Genomic DNA, 22,307 nt, shown 5'->3' with positions numbered 1-22,307 from the left:
AGACAACGATCAGGAATCAGTCGCCCTGCTGCTTCTGCAGATGCTCCCAACGCTCCTGGGCATCGATGGTGCGCTCGGCGGTCAGGCGCGCCTCCAGGCGCTCCAGGCCGATTTCTTCGCCGGTGTCGACGCAGTAACCGTAGTCGCCCGCTTCCAGGCGCTTCAGGGTGCTGTCGATCTTGCCGATCAGCTTGCGGTAGCGGTCGCGGGTACGCAGTTCCAGCGAGTTCTCGGTTTCGCGGGTCGCGCGCTCGGCTTCGTCGCCGATGTCACGCACTTCCTCGCGCAGGTTCTCGATGGTCTGCTTGGACTCTTCCACCAGGTCCGCGCGCCAGTTCTGCAGGCGCTGGCGGAAATACTCCTGCTGCAGCGGGCTCATGTATTCCTCTTCCGAGGACGGCTTGTAGCCAGCCGGCAGGATCGGGCGGCCGGTGGCCTCGTCGGTCTTGTATTCGACCACCTTGTACTTGCTGCGCGGGGCCGGTGCTGCCGAGCGGGCGGCGACGGCCACGGCAACCTTGCCGACAGGGCGCGACACGGTCTTCGGGGCGGAATCGGATTTCACGGCGGTTTTGGCAGGCGATTTCGAAACGGGCACGGGATTCTTGGATTGCGGGGCCTTCGAAGCGGCAGGAGCGGCGGCCGGGGCCGGCTTGGAGGCCGGTTGGGCTGCTGCCACTGCCACGGTCTTGGCCGGGACAGGCTTGGCCGGAGCCGGCTTGGCAGCAGGCTTCGGTGCGGACTTCACTACTGGGGCCGGGGCCGGCTTTACGGCCGGTGCGGCAACATTCTTGGCAACCTTCTTTGCAGCGGCAGGCGTGGCGACCGGCTTGGCCGCAGCGACCTTCTTTGCCGCCGGCTTGGCGACCGGCTTGGCTGCAGCCTTCTTCACCACCGCCTTCGGCGCCGGCTTGGCTGCTGCCTTCTTGACCACCGGCTTGGCGACGGTCTTCTTCACCGGCGCAGCCTTGCTGACGGCCTTTTTCACCGGCGCCTTCTTGCTGGCAGCGGCTGGCTTGGCCTTGGCGGGCGCAGCGGCTTTCTTCGCCACCGGCTTGGTTGCCTTGACCGGCGTCTTCTTTGCGGTGGCCTTCCTGGCCGCCGGTTGCGAGGACGCTGCCTTGGTCGCCGGCTTGCTCGCCGGCTTCTTGGCAACGGGCTTTGCCGCCAACTTCTTCACAACAGGCTTGGCGGTTTTCTTGGCGGCCGTTGCGGCCTTCTTTGCAGTTTTTTTAGCAGCCACGAAACGCTCTTCCTTGGATTCCCCGGGGCCCGGGAAAGCGGGCCTTTATAGCCTACCCGACCCGCAGCAGCAACCTCGGCACCCTGCTCCATTCAGTCCTGGAGCCAAGGCGCCCAATGGGCAGTCCGACGAACACGGACCGCCTTGCGCGGTACGGAACCTGGCCAGCACCCGACGGTGCTGGTACCGGTCGCAGGCCATCGGCGACATGCGACCAACGGCCCATCCTGCACAAATGCGGCCTTCATGCCAACTGGCATAAGATGACTGGGTGATCTCGCGCCTGCTCATTGCCCTGCTGCGCTTCTACAAGCGCTTCATCAGCCCCTTGCTGGGGCCCCGCTGCCGTTTCGTGCCGAGCTGTTCTGAATACGCGATGGACGCGATCTCGCGGCACGGCCCGCTGCGCGGCAGCTGGCTGGCTGCGCGCAGGCTGGGCCGCTGCCACCCGTTCCATCCCGGCGGCTTCGACCCCGTGCCCGAGTCCCCCAACGCCCCCTCTTGCCGTTGCACAGGAAAACATTGACATGTCCTCCACCCTCATCACCAATGCCCGCATGGTCAACGAAGGCCGCACCTTCGACGGCGACCTGCGCATCGAGAACGGCCGCATCGCGCAGATCGGCAACGGGCTGGCGCCGCGCGACGGCGAGCAGGTGGTGGACGCGGCCGGGCGCTGGCTGCTCCCGGGCATGATCGATGACCAGGTGCACTTCCGCGAACCGGGCCTGACCCACAAGGGCGACATCGCCAGCGAATCGGCGGCGGCCGTGGCCGGTGGCCTGACCAGCTTCATGGACATGCCCAACACCAACCCGCCGACGCTGGATTCGACCATCCTGGAAGCCAAGTACGAGCTCGCGCGCGGCCGCGCTTGGGCCAACTACGGCTTCTACCACGGCGCCAGCAATGACAACCTGGACGCCATCCGTGCGCTGGACCCGAAGAAGGCGCCGGGCGTGAAGGTGTTCATGGGTGCTTCGACCGGCAACATGCTGGTCGACAACCCCGAAACGCTGGACGCGATCTTCCGCGAATGCCCGACCCCGATCATCACGCACTGCGAAGACACGCCGATGATCGATGCCAACCTGAAGGCCTTCCAGGAAAAGTACGGCGATGCGCTGACCCCGGACATGCACCCGGACATCCGCTCGCGCGAAGCCTGCATCAAGTCGACCCGCCTGGCGATGTCGCTGGCGCGCAAACACGGCACCCGCCTGCACGTGCTGCACATCTCCACCGCCGATGAACTGGCGCTGTTCGAGAAGGGCCCGCTGATCCGCGCCGATGGCAGCCGCAAGCAGATCACCGCTGAAACCTGCGTGCACTTCCTGCACTTCGCGCGCCCGGACTATGCGACCAAGGGCAACCTGATCAAGTGCAACCCGGCCATCAAGGAAGTGTCCGACCGCGAGGCGATCACCGCTGCGCTGGCCGACGACGTGCTGGACGTGCTGGCTACCGACCACGCGCCGCACACCTGGGAAGAGAAGCAGAAGCCCTACGCGCAGGCCCCCTCCGGCCTGCCACTGGTGCAGTACGCGCTGGTGGCCGCGCTGGAGCGCGTGCACGAAGGCAAGCTGACCCGCGAGCAGGTGGTGCAGAAGTTCGCCCACGCCCCGGCGCAGCTGTTCGACGTGGAAGAACGTGGCTTCCTGCGCGAAGGCTACTTCGCCGATCTGGTCCTGGTCGAAGACGTGCCGTTCACGGTCAAGCGCGAGGACGTGCTGTCCAAGTGCGGCTGGTCGCCGTTTGAGGGCACCACCTTCCGTTCGCGCGTCGCCTCCACCTGGGTCAACGGCCAGCTGGTGTGGGACGGCAGCAACCTGGTGGGCGAACCCGCCGGCCAGCGCATGACCTACAACCGCTGATGCGCTCGGCACTTCTGATCGGGGCGCTGCTGGCCGCGCCCCTGTTTTCCGTACCCGCGGCGCAGGCGCAGGATGGCATTGGCAGCCTGATCGACAGCCGCGTGGTGTTCCCGGCCAGTGCGTCGCAGGGCGCACTGGTGATCGGCAAGGTTCCCGCCGGCAGCCGCGTGCAGTACGCCGGTCGCCAGCTGCGGGTGAGCGGCTACGGCAGCGTGGTGTTCGGCATCGGCCGTGACGAGAAGGGACCATTGCGCGTGCAGGTGCAGCGCCCCGATGGTGGCAGCGAGACCGCGACCATTGCGGTGACGCCGCGCGACTGGCCCACCGAGCGGGTCAACGGCGTGCCGCCGAAGACGGTCAATCCGCCGCCGGCGATTGCCGAGCGGATCAAGCGCGAACAGGCGCAGGTGACCGCCGCGCGTGCCCGCGATGACGACCGCACCGACTTCACCCAGACCTTCATCTGGCCGGTGCAGGGCCGCATCAGCGGTCGCTTCGGCAATGCCCGCGTGTACAACGGGCAGCCCGGTGCCGGTCATTCGGGCATGGACATCGCGGTACCGACCGGCACCCCGGTGAAGGCACCGGCCGCCGGCATCGTCACCTTCGCCGGGCCGGACCTGTACCTGACCGGCGGTACGCTGCTGCTCGACCACGGCTTCGGGGTCAGCTCCAACTTCCTGCACCTCTCGCGCATCGACGTAAAGGTCGGCGACCGGGTTGAACAGGGCCAGGTGATCGCTGCGGTCGGCGCCACCGGCCGTGCCACCGGCCCGCACCTGCACTGGGGCATGAACTGGTTCGAGACCCGTATCGACCCGCTGCTGGTGCTGGAGCGCAAGTAACGGTAGTGCCGGCCGCTGGCCGGCAACCTCATCCTCTTCCGCGCCCTGCTGGATGCCGGCCAGCGGCCGGCACTACCAGGTACGTTGGATCAACCGCGCGCGGCCCACCACACGCGCAGCAGGGTGCGCACCGGGGTGGCCTCGATCGGCTTGCCTGCGGCCTGTGCCGCCACCCGCGCACGCGCCAGGCTGGACCACACACGGCGCGGGCGCGGGCCGGGCACGCGGGTGCCCCACCCCTTCAACAGATGCTGCGCCCAGCGCTGTGCGGCATTGCTGGCGTCCTCGTCCAGCAGGCTGCGCGGCACACCCGCCACGCCAGCGTCCTGCAGGCGCTGCGCCAGGGTCTGCAGCTGCACCGCACGACCGGCGCCGGTGCGCGGCTTGTCAGCGAACAAGGCCGCCTCCACCGCGGCTACGGCCTCGGCGTAGTTCGCCAGCGCGCGCTCGGCGCCGGCCGCATCCAGCGCGACCGTGCGCGCTTCAACCAGATCCGGAAGTGCTTCGGCCAACTGGGCCCACGGTGCACGCACCGGCTCCAGCAGCCTGCCCAGCGGATGGCGCGAGCGATGTCCCGCCCAGCTGCGCAGCTCCTCGCCCCACCACGCCAGCTTGGCGTCGGCCGGCAGCGGATCGCCGCTGGTGTTGAGCATGTCGTCGAACTCCTGCAGCAGCGCGAACCACGCCACTGCAAGCTCGCGTTGCGATTCGGCCACGAACGGGGCGGCCACCGACCATTCCGGCCAACGGCTGCGCCACTTGTCGAGGAAACTGTCCAGCGCGGTACTGCTCACTACACCATTCCTTACGGCTGGGCCGGGGCTGCCGGCCGGGTCGGCCAGAGACTGGCCAGTTGCAGAAGTTCAGCGTTCTCGACCAGCACGTCGGCCTGCCAGGCCAGCGGATCGTCGCTGTGCAGGCGGTAGCCCCACAGGGCTGCCACCGACGGCATGGCCGCGGCCCGCGCGGCGATGATGTCGCGCTCGTCGTCACCCACGTACACGCAGTCTTCGGCAACAACGCCAATGGCCTGCGCAGCGTGCAGCAGCGGCAGTGGGTGAGGTTTGCGCTCGGCCAGGCTGTCACCGCCGACCAGCACTGCGCAGCGCTGCTGCCAGCCGTGCTGCGGCAGGATCAGGCGTGCCAGGTACTCGGGCTTGTTGGTGACGATGCCCCACACCGTGCCGGCGTCATCCAGCGCGGCGAGCATGCCGGCCACGCCATCGAACAGCACCGCGTGCTGGCCGATCAGCGCTTCGTAGCGCTGCAGGAATTCCGGAATCAGTGCATCTCGCGCAGCGGCATCCAGGTCCGGGAAAGCGGCCCCGACCATCGCGCGCGAGCCCTTGGAGACCACCGGGCGCAGCACCGCCGGATCGATCGGCGCACGACCACGCTCGGCCAGCATCGCGTTGCAGGTGGCGACGAAGTCCGGCGCGCTGTCCAGCAGGGTGCCGTCCAGGTCGAACAGCACCGCACGCGGGAAGCGGGCGGCGGTCATGCCGGCTTGACCGCGTAGGCCAGGTAGTTGATGTCGGTGCGGCTGCTCAGGCGGGCATGGTTGCGCCACGGCTCGTAGGCCATGCCGCTGACATCCACCAGCTGCAGGTCGGCCTCGCGCAGCCAGCGCGCCAGCTCGGCCGGCTTGATGAATTCCTGGTAGTGGTGCGTGCCCTTGGGCAGCAGGCGCGCCACGTACTCGGCGCCGACGATCGCCACCGCGAACGCGGCGGCGGTGCGGTTGATGGTCGACAGGAACAGGTGGCCGCCCGGCTTCAGCAGGCGCTTGCAGGCCTCGATGATCGCGCCCGGGTCCGGCACGTGCTCCAGCATTTCCATGCAGGTGACCACGTCGAAGCTGGCTGGCTGCTCGGCGGCCAGATCCTCGGCGGCCTGCACCCGGTAATCGACCTGGGCGCCGCTCTCCAGCGCATGCAGGCGCGCGACCTTGACCAGCTCCGGGGCCAGGTCGATGGCGGTGACGTCAGCACCGGCCTGGGCCAGCGCTTCGCTCAACAGGCCGCCACCGCAGCCGATGTCGAGCACGCGGGCGCCGCGCAGCGGCACGCGGTCAGCCACGTACTGCAGGCGCACCGGATTCAGCGCATGCAGCGGCTTCTGCGGGCCGTCAGCGTCCCACCAGCGGTTGGCCAGCGCAGCGAACTTGTCCAGCTCGGCCTGATCGAAATTTGAGGAAGCGTGGGGGGCAGTCATGTGGGATGTCCTTGCGGCGCCAGGGTTCAGGCGCGGATATGGCGGATGCGCTCGCGCCACTGGCGCGCGTTGGCGATGATGCCCGGCAGGTCCATGCCGACCAGCTCGCGCTGCACCAGCTTCGGCTTGCCGGCGATCCAGACATCGCTGACCTGCTGGCGGCCGGTGGCGTACACCAGCTGCGACAGCACGTTGTGCAGCGGCTGTGTTTCCAGCGCGGACAGATCAACGCAGACCAGGTCGGCCTGCTTGCCGACTTCGATCGAGCCGATGCGGTCGCCGAAGCCCAGCGCGCGTGCGCCACCCAGCGTGGACGCGCGCAGCGTGGTTGCCGCGTCCAGTGCAGTGGCGTCGTCGGCCACGGCCTTGGCCAGGATCGCCGCGGTGCGGTTCTCGCTGAACATGTCCAGGTCGTTGTTGCTGGCGCAGCCGTCGGTGCCGATCGCCAGGTTCACGCCGGCGCGCTGCAGGGCGCAGGCCGGGCAGAAACCGGAGGCGAGCTTCAGGTTCGATTCCGGGCAATGCACCACGCTGACGCCACGTTCGGCGCACAGGTGGATTTCCGCATCGGTCAGCTGGGTCATGTGCACCGCGATCAGGCGGTCGTTGACCAGGCCGAGCCGATCCAGCCGCGCCAGCGGGCGCTGGCCGTGCAGCCTGATCGAATCGTTGATTTCCTGCGCGGTCTCGTGGGTATGCAGGTGCACCTGCATGTCGAGCTGGTCGGACAGCATCCGCACCCGCTCGAAGTTGGCATCGTTGACCGTGTAAGGCGCATGCGGCGCGAACGCGGTGCCGATCAGCGGATCGGTGCGCCACTGGTCGTGCAGTTCACCGGCCTTGGCGAAGTACTCGTCGTCGGTCTTGGCCCAAGCGGTGGGGAAATCGATGATGACCGCGCCCACCAGCGCGCGGAAACCGTGTTTCTTGTAGACCGCGGCCTGCACGTCGCCGAAGAAGTAGTTCTCGTTGGCGCAGGTGGTGCCGCCGCGCAGCATCTCGGCGATGGCCAGGGTGGTACCGTCGGCAACGAATTCGGGGCCGATCACCGCCGCTTCCACCGGCCAGATGTGCTGCTGCAGCCAGGTCATCAGCGGCAGGTCGTCGGCAACGCCGCGCAGCAGGGTCATCGGGTTGTGCGTGTGCGCGTTGACCAGGCCCGGCATCAGCGCAGCCTCGGGACGGCTCACCACCTGGGTGGCGCGGAAGCGTGCGCGCGCCTCGGCACGCGGCAGGATGGCCACGATCTCGCTGCCACGCACGGCAACGGCATGGTCTTCCAGCACCACCGCATGCGGCTCGATCGGAACGACGTAACCGGCTTCGATGAGCAGGTCGCAGGCTTCGGGGAGGTGCGGGCTATCGCTCATGCGGGCTCACTGGCTGGGGGGCGGCGAGATACTTCTGGGGGACACGCCCCTGAGTCAGGGGCTGCCGCGAAGCGGCGGGGTCTGGAGACCCGTGAAGCGGGGCCCATGATCTGCCGAAGCAGATCATGGGAGCGCCAGCGCGAATGTGCTGGCGCGTACCCGGCCAGCGGCCGGCACTACCGCAAGGTCGGCCTATGGCCGGAACCTTACTTGACGCGTGCGGAGTATTCGCCCGAACGGGTGTCGACGCGGATCACTTCGTCCTGGTTGACGAACAGCGGCACGCGGACCACGGCGCCGGTTTCCAGGGTGGCCGGCTTGCCGCCGCCGCCCGAGGTGTCGCCACGGACGCCCGGATCGGTTTCGGTGATCTTCAGTTCGACGAAGTTCGGCGGCTGCACGAAGATCGGCTCACCGTTCCACAGGGTGACCACGCAGGACTCTTCGCCCTTCAGCCACTTTTCGGCGCCGCCCATGCCGGCCTTGGTGGCCTGGACCTGCTCGAAGGATTCCGGGTCCATGAAGTGCCAGTACTCACCGTCGCTGTACATGAAGTTCATGTCGGTATCGACGACGTCGGCTGCATCCAGCGAGTCGGTCGACTTCATGGTCACTTCCTGGGTACGGCCGTCCTTGATCAGGCGGTACTTCACGCGGGTGAAGGCCTGGCCCTTGCCCGGCTTGACGTATTCGGTGTCGATGATGACGGCCGGTTGGTTGTTGACCAGGATCTTCATCCCGTTCTTGACGTCGTTCATGCCGTAGCTGGCCATGCGTAAACTCCTGAGTGGCAAAAACGCCGCGGGTGCGGCGAGCCGTTAGAATGGAAAGCCCACCGGGTGCCGGTGGGCGACTGTTTTTCTGCCCCCATGATAACCGCAGGCCCCCTCTCCATGCAGCTTTCCGCCTTCCCCCGGCCCCAGTCGCCAGGCGCGCCTGCGCGCTGGCAGCAGCTCTGGCGCCAGGCGCTGCGCGACCCGCACGCCCTGCTGGCCCGGCTGCAGCTGGACCCGGCCGCGCTGGGTGTCTCGGAGGCGGCCATTGCCCAGTTCGCACTGCGCGTGCCGGAGGGCTTCGTGGCGCGCATGCGCGTGGGCGACGCGGCCGACCCGCTGCTGCGCCAGGTGCTGCCCGTCGACGAGGAAATGCGCCCGGCACCCGGGTTCAGTTTCGATGCGGTGGGTGATGGTGCCGCCAGGAAGGCCACCGGCGTCATCCAGAAGTACCGTGGACGCGCCCTGCTGGTCGCCACCGGCAGTTGCGCGATCAACTGCCGCTACTGCTTCCGCCGCCACTTCGACTATGCCGCGGAAAACGCCGCCAAGGGCGGCTGGCAGGAGGCCGTAGCGGCCATCGCGGCCGACCCGGACATCGACGAGGTCATCCTGTCCGGCGGCGACCCGCTGTCACTGGCCACGCACAAGCTGGCCGAGCTGACCGATGCGCTGCGCGCGATCCCGCACATCCGCCGCCTGCGCATCCACACCCGGCTGCCGATCGTGCTGCCGGAGCGCGTGGACGAGGAGCTGCTGGCCTGGCTGGGCAGCCTGCCGTGGCCGCTGGCGATCGTGGTCCACGCCAACCATGCCAATGAGTTCGACGCCAGCGTGGACGCTGCGATGAGCCGCCTGCGCGGCGTCGGCGCCCAGCTGCTGAACCAGGCCGTCCTGCTGCGCGGGGTCAACGACAGCGTGCAGGCCCTGCAGGACCTGAGCGAGCGCAGCTTCGCCGCCGGCGTGCTGCCCTATTACCTGCACCAGCTGGACCGGGTCGAGGGCGTGGCCCACTTCGAAGTGGACGACAGCCAGGCCAAGGCGCTGATTGCCGGCCTGACCGCACGCCTGTCCGGCTACCTGATCCCCAAGCTGGTGCGCGAACTGCCCGGCGACCCGAGCAAGCGCCCGCTGTAATTCCGCAGGGGGTCAGATCCCTTTTCCTGCGGAAAAGGGATCTGACCCCGACACAACAACCGTCGGTCAGAGACCCGATTCGATCATCCGCACCACTTCGGTGGCGGTCACCGGGTGGCTCAGCCAGTAGCCCTGGCCAAGATCGCAGCCGCGCTGCACCAGCAGTTCGAACTGCGCCTGCTGCTCGATGCCCTCGGCCACCACCGTGATGCCCAGTGCGTGGGCCATGGCGATGATGGCCGTGGTCAGTGCCAGATCGTCGGGATCGCGCTGCATGTCGGCCACGAAACTCTTGTCGATCTTCACGCCGTCCACCGGCACCTGGCGCAGGTGGCTGAGACCGGAGAAGCCCGTTCCGAAATCATCCAGCCAGACCTTCACGCCGGTGCGGTGCAGCTTGTCCAGCAGCTGCGCGGCAACCATCTCGTCGCCGATCACTGCGGTTTCGGTCAGCTCCAGGTGCAGGCGCGAGGCCGGTAGCCCGGACTCATGCAGGCACTGTGCAACCAGCGCCGGCAGCTCGCCGCCGCGCAGCTGCCGCGGTGATACGTTCACCGACACGAACAGATCGTCGCCGCCCGCACCCCGTGGCCACTGCGAGGCTTCCATGCAGGCCGCACGCAGCACCTTCGGGCCGATGATCTCGATCAGTCCACTCTGCTCGGCCACTTCGATGAACACCGACGGCGGAATTGTGCCCAGGGTCGGATGCTGCCAGCGCAGCAGCACTTCGACGCCCACCATGCGCCGGTCGCGCATGCGGAAGATCGGCTGGTAGGCCAGGCGCAGCTCGCCGCGCTCCCAGGCCCCGCGCAGCTCCTGCTCCATGTGCACGCGGCGCTCGACCGCATGGTCCATCGCCCGGCTGTAATGGCGGTAGCAGTTCTTGCCGGCCATCTTCGCCTGGTACATGGCGATGTCGCCGTTCTTCAGCAGCGTGGTCGCATCGGCGGCATCGTCCGGGAACAGGGTCACGCCGATCGAGGTCCCCAGGAACAGCTCCCTGCCCTGTACCACCAGCGGCTTGCCCAGTTCGCGCACCAGCACCTCGGCCAGCAGCCGGGCGTTCGCGGCCACGTCGCCATCGCCGACCAGGATCACGAACTCGTCGCCGCCGAAGCGGGCCAGCAGCGCCTCATCGCCTCCCGCTTCGGCAACCGCGCGCCCGATGCGCTGTGCGAACTGCAACAGCGCTTCGTCACCGGCCTCATGGCCGAGGGTATCGTTGACGCGCTTGAAGTCGTCGATATCGGCGAACAGCAGGCCCAGCCGATGATTGGATGCGCGCGCCGCCATCAGGCGATGGTCCAGTGCTTCCCGGAACGCCAGCCGGTTGGTCAACCCGGTCAGCGCATCGGTATAGGCCATGCGCCGTACCTCGCGGTCATGGCGGGCAATGGAATCGCGCATCCGGGCAAAGCCGCGCACCAGCTCGCCGACCTCGTCATTGCGGGTGTTCTCGGCCAGCGGCGCCTGGTAGTCGCCAGCCTCGATGCGGCGTGCCGCAGCGGCCAGGTCCCGGATCGGCGCCACCAGGGTGCGCTGCACGTACAGGATCACCGCCACGCCGATCACCACCAGCAGGCCCAGCATCAGCAGCAGCCAGCCCAGGTGGCGGCTGCCGACCTGCTGCAGGCGCTCGCCGAGCGTGGCATTGGCTGCCTGTTCGCGCTGCTGCACCTCGTCCAGCGCCATGCCGACGCGGACGCCGCCGATGCGCTGGTTGCCGACCATGATCGGCATGGTGTTGTCGAGCACCTTGGGCGATTCCTGCACCACCAGCGCCTGCGCCACCGCGGCCTTGGGAGCGAGCGGGTCGGCCATCGGCTGGCCGAAGCCGGACACCTCGATCGAGCCGTCATGCACCAGCCGGCCACGGTCGTCGAACACCAGCACATAGCGCACGACCGGCTGCCGTGCGGTGCTGCGCACCAGCGCACCGACCTGGTCCAGGTCGCGGTAGTACAACGGGTTGGCCAGCGCGTCGGACAGCTCGCGCGCCATCGCTTCGCCGCGGCTGCGCACGCTGCGGTCGAACAGTTCATGGATGACGCCACCACTGAGGTTGCGCACCTCGCCCTGCATCGCCGCCTGCCGCCCCAGCAACACTGCCAGGATCGCCACCACCACGACCATCGCCCCGCCCATCGCGAGCAGGAACCGGGCCTGCATTCCCGAGCCGAGCCACTTCATTCCACTTCCATCCGCACGCGCGTCAATCCTTGTTTCAATTCATCCAGCCGCTGCTGCGCATGCGCATCGACGCGGTGGAAACCGGAAGTACCGAAAAACCGATGCAACTCCCCCTGCGCCTGCGGGTCACTGGCCGCCTGCAGCAGGACGTCCTGCAGCCGGTCACGCACCCGCGGGTCGAGGTCGGCGCGCACCATCTCCACCGCCCGCGGGTAGGGCCTGGTGCGCAGCAGCTCGCGGAAGTCGCGCCGGAATGCCGCCGGCATCCGTCGCTCGTCGTTCCAGTCCACGCTGCTCACCGCCCCCACGTCAACCACGCCCTTGTGCACGAACGTAGCGATGTTCAACTCGCTGCGCGCGAACACATACCCCACACTGTCCCGGCCCGGCATGTCCCACACGCCGGCCAGGATCTGCGGCGCCAGCCCCTCCTGCAGCAGCGTCATCACCGGCACCAGGTAGGCACTGGTGGACGCCGTGTTCTGCAACGCCAGGCGATGCCCACGCATATCCTGGATGCGCTGGACCGGACTGTCGCGGCGCACGAAGAACACGGTCTGGTACTCACGCACACCATTGCGCTCGGTCAGCAACAACGGCCGCGCGCCACTGCGCTGGCCGAGTGCCACCGCCGTACCCGACGTTTCCGTGACCCAGTCGACCCGCCCCCGCCGCAGATAGCTGGCCATCTGCTGCGGGTCGCGCGCCATCAGGATCCGCCCCTCCTTGATGCCGACGTCATGCATGCGTGCCACCACATAGTCCAGCAACGGCTGCAGCTGCTCGTAATGGGCCTTGGGATCATCGCTGATCCGGCCCAGCACCAGCACCGGGTCCGGTGCTGCATGCACCGTCCCGGCCAGCAGGATCATGACCAGGCTCAGCAGTCCCCTCTGCACTGCCCTTCGCAGACCCGACACAGGCTTCATCCCCCCTGGGTATCCGGACAGACTACCCGAAAAAATGAGAACGTCGTCAGCTGTCCTTGTTGCCCGCTTGTGCCAGTCGCGCCATGCGCTGGGTGTCGGCCAGGATGCCGCGCAACAGGCGCACTTCCTGCTCGCTCGGCTCGCTGCGCAGGAACAGGCGGCGCAGCTTGCGCATCGCTGATTCCGGTGCGCGGCCCTTGTGGAAATCGATCTCGTCCAAGGTGTCGCCGAGCTGGGCGAAGAAGCTCTCCATCTGCTCATGGCTGGCGGCCTGTTCGCGGAAACCCGGCTCGGCGTCGGCGGCCGGCTGCGCGCCCAGCAGCTGCATGCGCGTTTCATAGGCCAGCACCTGCACCGCGGCTGCCAGGTTGAGCGAGCTGAACGCCGGGTCGGATGGAATATGCACCGCCGCATGGCAGAGCTGCAGTTCCTCGTTGGTCAGCCCGGTGCGCTCGCGACCGAACACCAGCGCCACCTCGGCGCCCTCGCCCGCCTTGGCCACCGCACGGGCGGCGGCATCGGCCGGCAGGTACTCCTCCAGCTGGACGCGGCGGGCACGGGCGGTGCAGCCCAGCACCAGTCGGCAATCGGCCACGGCCTCGGCCAGGGTGGCCACCACCGGGGCGTCCCCCAGCACGTCTTCGGCACCGGCCGAGCGGCGGAAAGCCTCCTCGTCCAGCGGTTTTTCGGGGGCGACCAGCACCAGGCGGGCCAGGCCCATGGTCTTCAGGGCACGGGCGGCAGCGCCCATGTTGCCGGGGTGCTGGGTACCGACCAGGACGAATCGGAGGCGGGTGGCGGCGGGAAACTGGGACATGAACAGGGAAAAGGTCGAGCTGGACGATGACCAATGGTAAACTGTGCGGCCGGCCACTGCGCCGGACCCGCTCTTTTCCCCCGCCAGTCCATCTCTTCTGCCTTTCCGGGAGCCCACGCCATGCAGAAACCCGCCGTCACCGTCATGGTCAAGGCCGCCCGCCTCGCCGGCAACGTCCTGTTGCGCAACATCAACAAGCTCGAGGCACTGAACGTGGTGCAGAAGGGCCGGATGGACTACGCCAGCGAAGTGGATGCGGACGCGGAAAAGGTCATCGTCAAGGAACTCAAGCGCGCTTACCCGGACTACGGCATCTTCGGCGAAGAAGGTGGCGTGCAGGGCGAGCGCCGCCAGATGTGGGTCATCGACCCGCTGGACGGCACCAGCAATTACCTGCGCGGCGTGCCGCACTACTGCGTGTCGATCGCCCTGGTCGAGAATGGCGAACCGACCGATGCGGTCATCTTCGACCCGCTGCGCAATGAACTGTTCACCGCAAGCCGTGGCGCTGGCGCCGTGCTGAACGACCGCCGCATCCGCGTGGCCGATCGCAAGGACCTGGAAGGCACGATGATCCACACCGGCTTCGCACCGCGCGAGCGCAGCCGTGCCAGCGCCCAGCTGAAGGCGGTTGACGCCCTGCTGGTGCACGGCGAGGACATCCGCCGCACCGGCTCGGCCGCACTGGACCTGGCCTACGTGGCCTGCGGCCGCGCCGACGCCTACTTCGAAGCCGGCGTGAAGGCGTGGGACATCGCCGCCGGCCTGCTGCTGGTCCGCGAGGCGGGTGGCAAGGTCTGCGACTTCAAGGGCGCGACCCTGGGCCGCATGGACAACCGTGGCCCGGAGACCCACCAGATCGTGGCCGGCAACCTGAAGGTGGCCGAGTCGCTGCAGAAGGTGCTGGTCAACACCGGTTATGCGGCGGAGTTCGACGCGAAGTTCTGAGGTTTCGCGTAATGCGGTTCATGGAGACGGCACCTGCGAGGGTGCCGTTTTCGTTTGTGCGCACGGAGAGTCGTTTCCGCGACCGCGGAGGGGTGTTACTTTCTTTGCTCGTGCAAAGAAAGTAACCAAAGAAACACGCCGCCAGGGCGCGAGCCGATGCTACGCATCGGTACCCTGCGCTCCTCGGCCCGTCGAGGGACGGTGCGGGAACTCGCTGCGCTCAGACACCCGCACCTCTTCGCCCTCGCCGGACCTGCGGTGCTCGGCTCGCTCAAGGCGGACCCAAGGTCAAATGCCACAGCTGCACCCAGTAAATCCACGCCACGTGTGGATGCTGTTGTTCTTGATCTTGATCTTGATCTTCCAGTCCGCCTTGAGCGAGCCGAGCATCGCAGGGGAATCAGGGGCGAAGAGGCGCCGGTGTCTGAGCGCAGCGAGTTCGGCGCCGTCCCCTGATTCGCCGAGAAGCACAGGGAACCGTCGCGCAGCGACGGCTCGCGCCCCGGCGGCGTATTTCTTTGGTTACTTTCTTTGCACGAGCAAAGAAAGTGACACCTCCCCGCAGGCGCGGAAACGATCCGCCGGGCACGATCCGGCATCAGCAATGCATCGCGCAAACAAAAACGCCCGGCGCGGGGCCAGGCGTTCCTGCACTACCGTGGAGCGGTGGCTTACGCCGCCGTCGACGCCCGCAGCGCGGCGATGCGCTCTTCCAGCGGCGGGTGGCTCATGAACAGCTTCTTGGCCGTCGAACCGGAAATGCCGAAGGCGGCAATCTGGGTCGGCAGCGTGCTCTGGCCGTGGTTCAGCTGCAGGCGCTCCAGCGCGGCGATCATCTTCTGGCGGCCCGCCAGCGAGGCACCACCCGCATCGGCACGGAACTCGCGATGGCGCGAGAACCACATCGAGATCATCGTGGCGAACAGGCCGAACACCATCTCCAGCACGAACACGATGATGTAGTAGGCGAAGCCGCGGCCGCCGCCTTCGCGGTTGCCCGACAGCGCGCTGTCGATGATGCCGCCGACCACGCGGGCCAGCACGATCACGAAGGTGTTCAACACGCCCTGCAGCAGTGCCATGGTGATCATGTCACCGTTGGCGACATGGGCGATCTCGTGGCCCAGCACCGCTTCGGCCTCGTCTTCACTCATGTTGTGCAGCAGGCCGGTGGACACCGCCACCAGCGCATTGTTGCGGTTGGCACCGGTGGCGAAGGCATTGATCTCCGGGCCGTCATAGACCGCCACCTCGGGCATGCCGATGCCGGCCGCCTTGGCCTGCCGCTCGACGGTGGCCAGCAGCCAGCGCTCAGTCTGGTTGCGCGGCTCGGTGATCACCACCGCACCGGTGGAGCGCTTGGCCATCCACTTGGACAGCAGCAGCGAGATGAAGGAGCCACCGAAGCCGAAGATCGCGGCCATGACCAGCAGGCCACTCATCTGGCTCGGATTGACCCCCAGCAACGACATCACGATGCTGGCGAGGATCAGGACCGCGAAGTTGGTCGCCAGGAACAGGGCAATGCGGGTAAACATGGGAAAATCCGGCTCGGAAGGGGTCGATACCAGTCAATTTGCGGTGTGGTCAGCTTGAATTCAAGCGCCAACCTGACCGACGATTCAGCCAGCATGACCTCCCCCATTTCCTGCGGCCGCTTCGCGCCCTCGCCGACCGGCCTGCTCCACCCCGGATCCCTGCTTGCCGCCTTCGGCAGCTGGCTGCTCGCCCGCCATCACGGCGGCCTGTGGCGGCTGCGCATTGAAGACGTCGATCCGCCGCGCACGGTGCCTGGCGCCGCGGAGGCACAACTGCAGGCGCTGGCCGCCTTCGGCCTCACCCATGACGGCCCGGTCCTGTGGCAGAGCGCGCGCGGGGAGGCCTACCAGGCCGCGCTCGACGTGCTGCTGGCCAGCGATCTGGCCTTTGTCTGCCACTGCAGCCGCAGCGAACTGGCCGCCAGCGGCGGCATCCACCACCGCTGCGTTGCGCGACAGCCACGACCGGACCCTGCCGTCCGCTTCCGCGTGCCACGCGGCAGCGTCGTGCACTTCGATGATGGCCTGCGCGGCCCGCAGCGACAGGACGTGCATGCCGAGGTTGGCGACTTCGTGCTGCGCCGTGCAGATGGCTGCTGGGCCTACCAGTTGGCCGTGGTGGTCGATGACGCCGAACAGGGCGTGACCGAAGTGGTGCGCGGCGCCGACCTGCTCGATTCCACCGCGCGGCAGATCCTGCTGCAGCAGGCGCTGGGCCTGGCCGTGCCACGCTACTGGCACCTGCCGCTGCTGCTCGATGCACCGGGGCACAAACTGTCCAAGTCGCTGGCGTCGCTGCCGGTGGACAGCACGCGGCCGGTGCCGGTATTGCGCGCGCTCTGGCAGCTGCTGGGCCAGGCGCCTGCCGCACTGGACGGCGCCGATGACCGGGATGCGCTGCTGGAGGCTGCGCAACGGGCGTTCGACCCGGCGCGGCTGCCGCGGACCGACATCCTGTTGCCGGCCGGCGCACTTTCCGCGCCGATGTTGCAGAATCCCCCTTCCCCCACCTGATACCCGGACAGCACTCCATGACATCTCGCGTCGCACTGGTCACCGGCGGAACCGGCGGCATCGGTACCGCAATCTGCCAACGCCTGGCCGACCAGGGCCACCGGGTCGCCACCAACTACCGCGACGAGGCCAAGGCCCGCGCCTGGCAGCAGGCGATGACCGAGCGCGGCTACCACGTGGCGATCTACCCGGGCGATGTCTCCGATCCGGACAGCGCCGAAGCACTCGTGCGCGCCGTCGAGGCCGAGCTGGGCCCGGTCGAGATCCTGGTCAACAACGCCGGCATCACCCGTGACACCACCTTCCACCGCATGCGCGCGGACCAGTGGCACGATGTGATCAACACCAATCTCAACTCGGTGTTCAACGTCACCCGGCCGGTCATCGAGGGCATGCGCCGCCGCGGCTGGGGCCGGGTCATCCAGATCAGCTCGATCAACGGCCTGAAGGGCCAGTACGGCCAGGCCAACTACGCTGCGGCCAAGGCCGGCATGCACGGCTTCACCATCTCGCTGGCCCGCGAGAACGCCGGCTTCGGCATCACTGTCAACACCATTTCGCCTGGCTACGTCGCCACCGACATGGTGATGGCGGTTCCGGAGGACGTGCGCGCCAAGATCATCGCCGACATCCCGACCGGACGCCTCGGCAAGCCGGAAGAAATCGCCTATGGCGTGTCCTTCCTGGTGGCCGAGGAAGCCTCGTGGATCACCGGCAGCAACCTGGACATCAACGGCGGACACCACATGGGCTGGTGAGCCGCGCAGGGGGCGCCGCGGCATGCACCGGCGGCCCCTGCCGATGGTCATGCTGCGCAGCACGCAAACCCTTGTTGCGCAACATGATCGCCCCTGAAAGCCAAGCCTGGCGGGGGCTGGGGCGGTTGCAACCGCTGCTGCACTGCGCCATGCTGCGCGTCTACTGTGACGAGTACCGCTTCATGGCTGCGACCCGCATCATCAAGAAGTATCCGAACCGCCGTCTCTACGACACCGAGATCTCCAGCTACATCACCATCGAGGACGTGCGCCAGCTGATCCTGGATGGTGAAGACTTCGAAGTCCGCGACGCCAAGAGCGGCGACGACCTCACTCGATCAGTCCTGCTGCAGATCATCGCCGACCAGGAACAGGACGGCGAGCCGATGCTGTCCACCCAGCTGCTGAGCCAGCTGATCCGCTTCTACGGCGATTCCCTGCAGGGCTTCATGGGCAACTATCTGGAGCGCAGCATGCAGGTCTTCCTCGACCAGCAGCAACAGTTCCGCCAGCAGATGGGCAACCTGCTGGGCCAGACCCCGTGGGCGATGATGAACCAGCTGACCGAGCGCAACCTGGAGTTGTGGCAGGAATTCCAGCGCAGCATGGGCAGCGGTTTCGGTGGCCCGCGCCCCGGCGGTACCGGAACGGGAACCGGCACCGGCAACAAGCCCGGCGAACCGGGCACCGGCACCGGCGGCAAGACCCGCCGCTGAACGGCAGCTACGGCTGATACGAAAACGGCGCGCCCCTGGCGCGCCGTTCTGTTTGGCATCGCGCCAACGATGCGTCAGCGTTTCGCCTTGCACCCCGTGCACACGCGCTCGACCTTGTAGCCCTTGGCCTTCAGCTTCTCGACCACGCCATCACTGCCCAGCAGGTGCAGCGTGCCGACCACCACCAGCGTACCGCCCTGCCCGGCCTGCAGGTACGGCTGCAGCTTCGGCACCCAGGCATCGTTGCGCCCGGTGTTGATGCGCTGGTACAGCTGCGGATACTGCTGGCGCATCTCCGCCGCCATCTTGGTCCACAGCAGGCGCTCGTCGCCGCGACGCCATGCATCATGCAGCAGCCGCGCCTGCTCATCGGCCTTGCCGGCCTGGTCCAGCGCTTCGGCCAGCATCTGCCGCTGCTCCTGCACCGTCATCCCGTCAAGCATGCCGATCTGGGTATCGATGTCCTCCAGGCCCGCCGTCTTGCGGCCGGTCTTCTGCGCACGCTCCATGAAGTGGCGGTCCAGGCCCAGCGCCGGGTCCAGGCCCAGCTTCTGCATCTGCCCGACCGAAATGCTCAGGCCGACAAACCAGGCCTTCATCCCCTGCATCTGCGCCAGCGGCAGCTGGTTCTGGGCAGCAAAGGCCTGCAGCTTCTGCCAGGTCGGCGCATCCAGATCACGCTTCAGCTCGCTGCCATCGGTGCGGGTCGCGGCCTGCACCATGCGGCTGGCCAGCTGCGGCGACTGCATGTCTTCCGGCGACAGTTCGAACACCACCCGCTGCGAGGCCTCGAACGCCTGCTCGACATCGGGCGACAGCGGGTAGTCCTGCGGCTTCAGCAGGTGGAACGACCCCAGCAGGTACACGCGTGCATCGCCCGGGCCGGTGACTTTCCACAACAGCGGTACGGGCGGCTTGGCCGCCGCCGCGGTCGCGGCCGCAGCCGTGGTGCCCGGCGCATCGCGGGCAGTGGCCAGGGGTGCCATCGCGCACGCCGCCATCAGCAGCGCGGCACGGAACAGGTGTTTGATCGGCATGGTCAGCCTTCTCCTTCAGGCAGGTGGTACGCCTTCTCGCCCGCTTCCACGTGCAGGTCCAGCCGGTTTTCCGGTGGCGCCAGCGGACAGGTGGCGTAGGCGGTGAACGCGCACGGCGGGTTGTAGGCATGGTTGAAATCGATGCGCACGGTGCCGTCTGCGGCGGGCGCATCGGTATCCAGGTAGCGACCGGCCGGATAGCTGCCGCGGCCGCTGGTGCGGTCGGCGAAGATCAGGAACAGCGGCTGCCCGGGCGCACCGATCGCTTCCAGCCGCCAGCTGCGACCATCGCGTTCGAACTCGACCGCGCCGGCATTGGGCATCTCGGTGGTCAGGCCGGTGATGTCGACGATCGGCAGGGTCTTGCCCGGCGGGTGCGCGATGAAGCGCGCCTGCACCTGCCAGTCCACGCCGCCCGGCCAGTACTGCAGGCCGGCAAAGTCACGCCGCGCAGGCGCATCGGCATGCTTGACCCGCAGCGCGTCCCGCGGCCCCCGGCGGATGATGCTGAGCTGGCCCTTGCCGCCATCGAAGGCCAGCAGCGTCGGTTGCGCGTCCTTGTCGGTGTCAACGCGGATGCGGCCGCGCACCGGCAGGCCATCATGACTGACATCGACACCGGCTTCAGGCGTGAACCACCACTGCGTCCCTTCGCGACGCAGCAGGCCCAGCTTGTCCGGGCCAACCGTCAGGCAGATGCCGTTGGTAGCGCCGCTGCCAACGAAATGCGATTTGTTCTGCAGCCAGTGCAGGCCCACCAGCGCCGTCCAGCCATCGGGCCGGGTCAGGTCCTGGTAGCGCGCTACACGCCATTGTTGCTGCGCGGCCGCGTAGGCCGGATCTTCAGCGGCCGTCGGCACCGGCGGTGTTGCCGGGCTGCAGGCGGCCAACACCACGGCGGCCAGCAGGCCCGCCATTCCCCGATAACGCATCGATGCTCCCCTCAACGTCCGCGCAGGAACCAGCGGTCGATCTCCGCCAGCGAAAAACGGGCCCAGGTCGGTCGGCCGTGGTTGCACTGGCCGGACCGTTCGGTGATTTCCATGTCGCGCAGCAGCGCGTTCATTTCCGGCAGGGTCAAGCGCCGGTTGGCACGCACCGCGCCGTGGCAGGCCATGGTCGACAGCAGTTCGTCGCGTGCACTGGCCACGCGGCGGCTCTGGCCATGCTCGCGCAGGTCGGTCAGCACGTCGCGCAGCAGCCCTTCCGGTTCGGCATGCGCCAACAATGCCGGAATACTCCGCACGTGCAGCGAACCGGGGCCGGCACGGGTCACCTCGAAGCCGAGCGCCGCCAGGGTTTCAGCTTCGCTCTCGGCGGTGTCGGCCTCGCGCTCGCCCATTGCCAGCGTGATCGGCACCAGCAACGGCTGCGACTGCAGGCCGATGCCATCGTGCGCGTTCTTCAGGCGCTCGTAGCCGATGCGTTCGTGGGCCGCATGCATGTCGACCACGATCAGGCCTTCGGCGTTCTCGGCCAGGATGTAGATGCCATGCAGCTGCGCGATCGCATAGCCCAGCGGCGGCACGCCTGCGTCGGCACTGGTGACCGGCAGTCCGTTCTCGGTCGGCATCGGCGGCAGCGCAGCACCGCGCTCGGCGCCGGCCGGTGCGGCATACAGCGCGGCATAGGCAGCCGGTGCATCGGCCACCTGCAGGCCCAGCGGCTGCTGCGGGCGCCATCCGGAGAATCCGCCACCACCACCTCCCGAGCCGGCACCCGGCGCGGGCCCACGCACCAGCCCGAATCCCGACGCGCCTGCGCTCGATGCCATCGGCATGGCCGTGGCATCCACCGGCTGCGCAGCACCGGCACCGATCTCCTGCGCCGACATGCCGGCGCGGGTATCGGCCAGCGCATCCTTCAGCGTGCGGTAGACGAAATCATGGACCAGCCGCGAATCACGGAAGCGCACTTCGTGCTTGGCAGGGTGCACGTTGACGTCGACGCGGGTCGGATCCAGTTCCAGGAACAGCACATAGGCCGGCTGGCGGCCGTGGTACAGCACATCGCCGTAGGCCATCTTCACTGCGTGGGCGACGCTGCGGTCACGCACCGAGCGACCGTTGACGTACAGGTACTGCTGGTCGGCGCTCGCGCGCGAATAATGCGGCTGCGCGATCCAGCCATGCAGGCGCAGTCCGGCACCGCTGTGGTCCACGCGCACGGCCTGGTTGGCGAAATCCTCGCCCAGCGTTTCGGCAAGGCGTGTATCGGAATACAGATCGCCCGGCTTGTAACGACGCGAGGCCTTGCCGTTGTGCGACACGCGCAGCTCGACATCCGGCCGTGCCAGCGCCAGCGAACGCAGCCACTCTTCGATATGGCCCAGTTCGGTGCGCTCGGCGCGCAGGAACTTGCGCCGCGCCGGCACGTTGTAGAACAGCTCGCGCACTTCCACCGTGGTGCCCGGCGCGTGCGCGCGCGGGGTCACCTCGCCGATCTTGCCGCCTTCGATCTGCAACGCCGAACCGTGCTCGTCATGCGCGCGGCGCGAGGCCAGGGTGAAGCGGCTGACCGAGGCGATCGAAGGCAGCGCTTCACCGCGGAACCCCAGCGTTGCCACCGATTCCAGATCGTCCAGGTCGGCGATCTTGCTGGTGGCGTGGCGCGATACCGCCAGCGGCAGCTGCTCCGGTGCGATGCCGCTGCCATTGTCACGGATGCGGATCAGGCGCACACCGCCCTCTTCCAGATCGATGTCGACGCGGCTGGCGCCGGCATCGATCGCGTTCTCGACCAGTTCCTTGACCACCGACGCGGGCCGTTCGACCACTTCGCCAGCGGCGATCTGGTTGATGAGGATCTCCGGCAACGGCCGGATCGGGCGCGGACCGGGCGCGCTCATGGGAGGTGATGGGCAGCAGACTTCATGGGTCGATGATAGCGGAGCTGCCGAGG

21 protein-coding genes are annotated in these 22,307 nt (G+C 67.9%); 8 read left to right on the top strand and 13 right to left on the bottom strand.

Annotated features, from left to right (window positions below):
• Window positions 1–16: 16 nt before the first annotated feature.
• On the bottom strand, window positions 17–1,243 hold the full coding sequence (dksA, locus tag J3A72_RS09790) for an RNA polymerase-binding protein DksA (protein ID WP_075076325.1): 1,227 nt from the start codon (window positions 1,241–1,243) through the stop codon (window positions 17–19).
• Between the two features lie 271 nt (window positions 1,244–1,514).
• Here dksA and yidD point away from each other — a divergent pair, with 271 nt between their 5' ends.
• Genes yidD through J3A72_RS09775 form a run of 3 tightly spaced genes read left to right on the top strand, consistent with a single transcriptional unit; the run spans window position 1,515 to window position 3,962 of the window.
• Window positions 1,515–1,769, top strand: coding sequence for a membrane protein insertion efficiency factor YidD (gene yidD, locus J3A72_RS09785; protein ID WP_014037867.1), 255 nt, complete (start codon window positions 1,515–1,517; stop codon window positions 1,767–1,769).
• 1 nt (window position 1,770) lies between these two features.
• Window positions 1,771–3,117: a dihydroorotase gene (locus tag J3A72_RS09780; RefSeq protein ID WP_032956131.1), complete on the top strand. Its 1,347-nt coding sequence runs from the start codon at window positions 1,771–1,773 to the stop codon at window positions 3,115–3,117.
• Entirely contained in the window at window positions 3,117–3,962 is an 846-nt protein-coding gene (locus J3A72_RS09775) for a M23 family metallopeptidase (RefSeq protein WP_032956132.1), read from the top strand. Before J3A72_RS09780 ends, J3A72_RS09775 begins: the two co-directional genes overlap by 1 nt.
• Before the next feature lie 89 nt (window positions 3,963–4,051).
• Here the strand turns inward: J3A72_RS09775 and J3A72_RS09770 are convergent, their stop codons facing one another.
• The 5 genes from J3A72_RS09770 to efp all read right to left on the bottom strand — a co-directional run bounded on the left by J3A72_RS09770 (window position 4,052) and on the right by efp (window position 8,319).
• A complete protein-coding gene (locus J3A72_RS09770) occupies window positions 4,052–4,756 on the bottom strand; it encodes a squalene/phytoene synthase family protein (RefSeq protein WP_032956133.1) in 705 nt (234 codons plus the stop codon).
• 11 nt (window positions 4,757–4,767) lie between these two features.
• Complete coding sequence (locus tag J3A72_RS09765; RefSeq protein ID WP_075076324.1) at window positions 4,768–5,463, bottom strand: phosphoglycolate phosphatase; 696 nt, start codon at window positions 5,461–5,463, stop codon at window positions 4,768–4,770.
• On the bottom strand, window positions 5,460–6,176 hold the full coding sequence (gene ubiG / locus J3A72_RS09760; RefSeq protein WP_032956138.1) for a bifunctional 2-polyprenyl-6-hydroxyphenol methylase/3-demethylubiquinol 3-O-methyltransferase UbiG: 717 nt from the start codon (window positions 6,174–6,176) through the stop codon (window positions 5,460–5,462). Before ubiG ends, J3A72_RS09765 begins: the two co-directional genes overlap by 4 nt.
• A 26-nt stretch (window positions 6,177–6,202) precedes the next feature.
• The gene (locus J3A72_RS09755; RefSeq protein WP_014647801.1) at window positions 6,203–7,546 is read right to left on the bottom strand and encodes a TRZ/ATZ family hydrolase; all 1,344 of its coding nucleotides are present in this window, start codon (window positions 7,544–7,546) and stop codon (window positions 6,203–6,205) included.
• 206 nt (window positions 7,547–7,752) lie between these two features.
• Complete coding sequence (efp, locus tag J3A72_RS09750; RefSeq protein WP_005410381.1) at window positions 7,753–8,319, bottom strand: elongation factor P; 567 nt, start codon at window positions 8,317–8,319, stop codon at window positions 7,753–7,755.
• Between the two features lie 96 nt (window positions 8,320–8,415).
• Here efp and epmB point away from each other — a divergent pair, with 96 nt between their 5' ends.
• Window positions 8,416–9,456 carry an EF-P beta-lysylation protein EpmB gene (epmB, locus tag J3A72_RS09745; protein WP_087948696.1) on the top strand — a complete coding sequence of 347 codons (1,041 nt, stop codon included), beginning with the start codon at window positions 8,416–8,418 and terminating at the stop codon, window positions 9,454–9,456.
• A 66-nt stretch (window positions 9,457–9,522) separates the two neighbouring features.
• On the opposite strand, the gene J3A72_RS09740 is transcribed toward epmB, so the two are convergent.
• The 3 genes from J3A72_RS09740 to J3A72_RS09730 form a co-directional block, all read right to left on the bottom strand.
• Window positions 9,523–11,649, bottom strand: a complete 2,127-nt coding sequence (locus J3A72_RS09740) for an EAL domain-containing protein (RefSeq protein WP_014647803.1) — start codon at window positions 11,647–11,649, stop codon at window positions 9,523–9,525.
• Complete coding sequence (locus J3A72_RS09735; RefSeq protein ID WP_230374571.1) at window positions 11,646–12,521, bottom strand: phosphate/phosphite/phosphonate ABC transporter substrate-binding protein; 876 nt, start codon at window positions 12,519–12,521, stop codon at window positions 11,646–11,648. The genes J3A72_RS09740 and J3A72_RS09735 overlap by 4 nt, the downstream gene beginning before the upstream one ends.
• Window positions 12,522–12,624: 103 nt before the next feature.
• On the bottom strand, window positions 12,625–13,395 hold the full coding sequence (locus J3A72_RS09730; RefSeq protein WP_032956141.1) for an RNA methyltransferase: 771 nt from the start codon (window positions 13,393–13,395) through the stop codon (window positions 12,625–12,627).
• A gap of 120 nt (window positions 13,396–13,515) precedes the next feature.
• On the opposite strand from J3A72_RS09730, the gene J3A72_RS09725 reads away from it, so the two are divergent.
• Entirely contained in the window at window positions 13,516–14,343 is an 828-nt protein-coding gene (locus tag J3A72_RS09725) for an inositol monophosphatase family protein (protein WP_005417749.1), read from the top strand.
• Window positions 14,344–15,014: 671 nt separating this feature from the next.
• Here J3A72_RS09725 and htpX read toward each other — a convergent pair.
• Window positions 15,015–15,881, bottom strand: a complete 867-nt coding sequence (gene htpX, locus J3A72_RS09720) for a protease HtpX (RefSeq protein ID WP_014647806.1) — start codon at window positions 15,879–15,881, stop codon at window positions 15,015–15,017.
• A gap of 93 nt (window positions 15,882–15,974) precedes the next feature.
• Here htpX and gluQRS point away from each other — a divergent pair, with 93 nt between their 5' ends.
• From gluQRS to phaR, 3 genes are all read left to right on the top strand, one after another.
• On the top strand, window positions 15,975–16,895 hold the full coding sequence (gluQRS, locus tag J3A72_RS09715; RefSeq protein ID WP_053496486.1) for a tRNA glutamyl-Q(34) synthetase GluQRS: 921 nt from the start codon (window positions 15,975–15,977) through the stop codon (window positions 16,893–16,895).
• Between the two features lie 17 nt (window positions 16,896–16,912).
• Window positions 16,913–17,653 carry a beta-ketoacyl-ACP reductase gene (locus J3A72_RS09710; protein ID WP_053496487.1) on the top strand — a complete coding sequence of 247 codons (741 nt, stop codon included), beginning with the start codon at window positions 16,913–16,915 and terminating at the stop codon, window positions 17,651–17,653.
• Window positions 17,654–17,835: 182 nt separating this feature from the next.
• Entirely contained in the window at window positions 17,836–18,369 is a 534-nt protein-coding gene (gene phaR, locus J3A72_RS09705; RefSeq protein WP_041864232.1) for a polyhydroxyalkanoate synthesis repressor PhaR, read from the top strand.
• 74 nt (window positions 18,370–18,443) lie between these two features.
• Here phaR and J3A72_RS09700 read toward each other — a convergent pair whose 3' ends face one another.
• From J3A72_RS09700 to mutL, 3 genes are read right to left on the bottom strand one after another with little or no spacing between them, the layout of a single operon-like run.
• Window positions 18,444–19,406 carry a TraB/GumN family protein gene (locus tag J3A72_RS09700; RefSeq protein ID WP_049405938.1) on the bottom strand — a complete coding sequence of 321 codons (963 nt, stop codon included), beginning with the start codon at window positions 19,404–19,406 and terminating at the stop codon, window positions 18,444–18,446.
• 2 nt (window positions 19,407–19,408) lie between these two features.
• Window positions 19,409–20,338: a DUF1684 domain-containing protein gene (locus tag J3A72_RS09695; RefSeq protein WP_075076322.1), complete on the bottom strand. Its 930-nt coding sequence runs from the start codon at window positions 20,336–20,338 to the stop codon at window positions 19,409–19,411.
• Window positions 20,339–20,349: 11 nt separating this feature from the next.
• Entirely contained in the window at window positions 20,350–22,254 is a 1,905-nt protein-coding gene (gene mutL, locus J3A72_RS09690; RefSeq protein ID WP_075076321.1) for a DNA mismatch repair endonuclease MutL, read from the bottom strand.
• Between the last annotated feature and the right edge of the window lie 53 nt (window positions 22,255–22,307).

Origin of the sequence: Stenotrophomonas sp. PvP093, from assembly GCF_017876915.1 — a bacterium.
Classification (GTDB): Bacteria; Pseudomonadota; Gammaproteobacteria; order Xanthomonadales; family Xanthomonadaceae; genus Stenotrophomonas; species Stenotrophomonas muris.
This window is presented reverse-complemented; position numbering and strand designations above follow the sequence as displayed.

Excerpts from the sequence above, each read along its gene's own strand:
- J3A72_RS09725 (WP_005417749.1), top strand. The coding sequence starts at position 13,516 with ATGCAGAAACCCGCCGTCACCGTCATGGTCAAGGCCGCCCGCCTCGCC.
- ubiG (WP_032956138.1), bottom strand. The coding sequence starts at position 6,176 with ATGACTGCCCCCCACGCTTCCTCAAATTTCGATCAGGCCGAGCTGGAC.
- efp (WP_005410381.1), bottom strand. The coding sequence starts at position 8,319 with ATGGCCAGCTACGGCATGAACGACGTCAAGAACGGGATGAAGATCCTG.
- gluQRS (WP_053496486.1), top strand. The coding sequence starts at position 15,975 with ATGACCTCCCCCATTTCCTGCGGCCGCTTCGCGCCCTCGCCGACCGGC.
- J3A72_RS09780 (WP_032956131.1), top strand. The coding sequence starts at position 1,771 with ATGTCCTCCACCCTCATCACCAATGCCCGCATGGTCAACGAAGGCCGC.
- epmB (WP_087948696.1), top strand. The coding sequence starts at position 8,416 with ATGATAACCGCAGGCCCCCTCTCCATGCAGCTTTCCGCCTTCCCCCGG.
- J3A72_RS09765 (WP_075076324.1), bottom strand. The coding sequence starts at position 5,463 with ATGACCGCCGCCCGCTTCCCGCGTGCGGTGCTGTTCGACCTGGACGGC.
- J3A72_RS09700 (WP_049405938.1), bottom strand. The coding sequence starts at position 19,406 with ATGCCGATCAAACACCTGTTCCGTGCCGCGCTGCTGATGGCGGCGTGC.
- J3A72_RS09710 (WP_053496487.1), top strand. The coding sequence starts at position 16,913 with ATGACATCTCGCGTCGCACTGGTCACCGGCGGAACCGGCGGCATCGGT.
- htpX (WP_014647806.1), bottom strand. The coding sequence starts at position 15,881 with ATGTTTACCCGCATTGCCCTGTTCCTGGCGACCAACTTCGCGGTCCTG.
- J3A72_RS09740 (WP_014647803.1), bottom strand. The coding sequence starts at position 11,649 with ATGAAGTGGCTCGGCTCGGGAATGCAGGCCCGGTTCCTGCTCGCGATG.
- mutL (WP_075076321.1), bottom strand. The coding sequence starts at position 22,254 with ATGAGCGCGCCCGGTCCGCGCCCGATCCGGCCGTTGCCGGAGATCCTC.
- J3A72_RS09695 (WP_075076322.1), bottom strand. The coding sequence starts at position 20,338 with ATGCGTTATCGGGGAATGGCGGGCCTGCTGGCCGCCGTGGTGTTGGCC.
- J3A72_RS09735 (WP_230374571.1), bottom strand. The coding sequence starts at position 12,521 with ATGATCCTGCTGGCCGGGACGGTGCATGCAGCACCGGACCCGGTGCTG.
- J3A72_RS09775 (WP_032956132.1), top strand. The coding sequence starts at position 3,117 with ATGCGCTCGGCACTTCTGATCGGGGCGCTGCTGGCCGCGCCCCTGTTT.
- J3A72_RS09730 (WP_032956141.1), bottom strand. The coding sequence starts at position 13,395 with ATGTCCCAGTTTCCCGCCGCCACCCGCCTCCGATTCGTCCTGGTCGGT.
- phaR (WP_041864232.1), top strand. The coding sequence starts at position 17,836 with ATGGCTGCGACCCGCATCATCAAGAAGTATCCGAACCGCCGTCTCTAC.
- J3A72_RS09755 (WP_014647801.1), bottom strand. The coding sequence starts at position 7,546 with ATGAGCGATAGCCCGCACCTCCCCGAAGCCTGCGACCTGCTCATCGAA.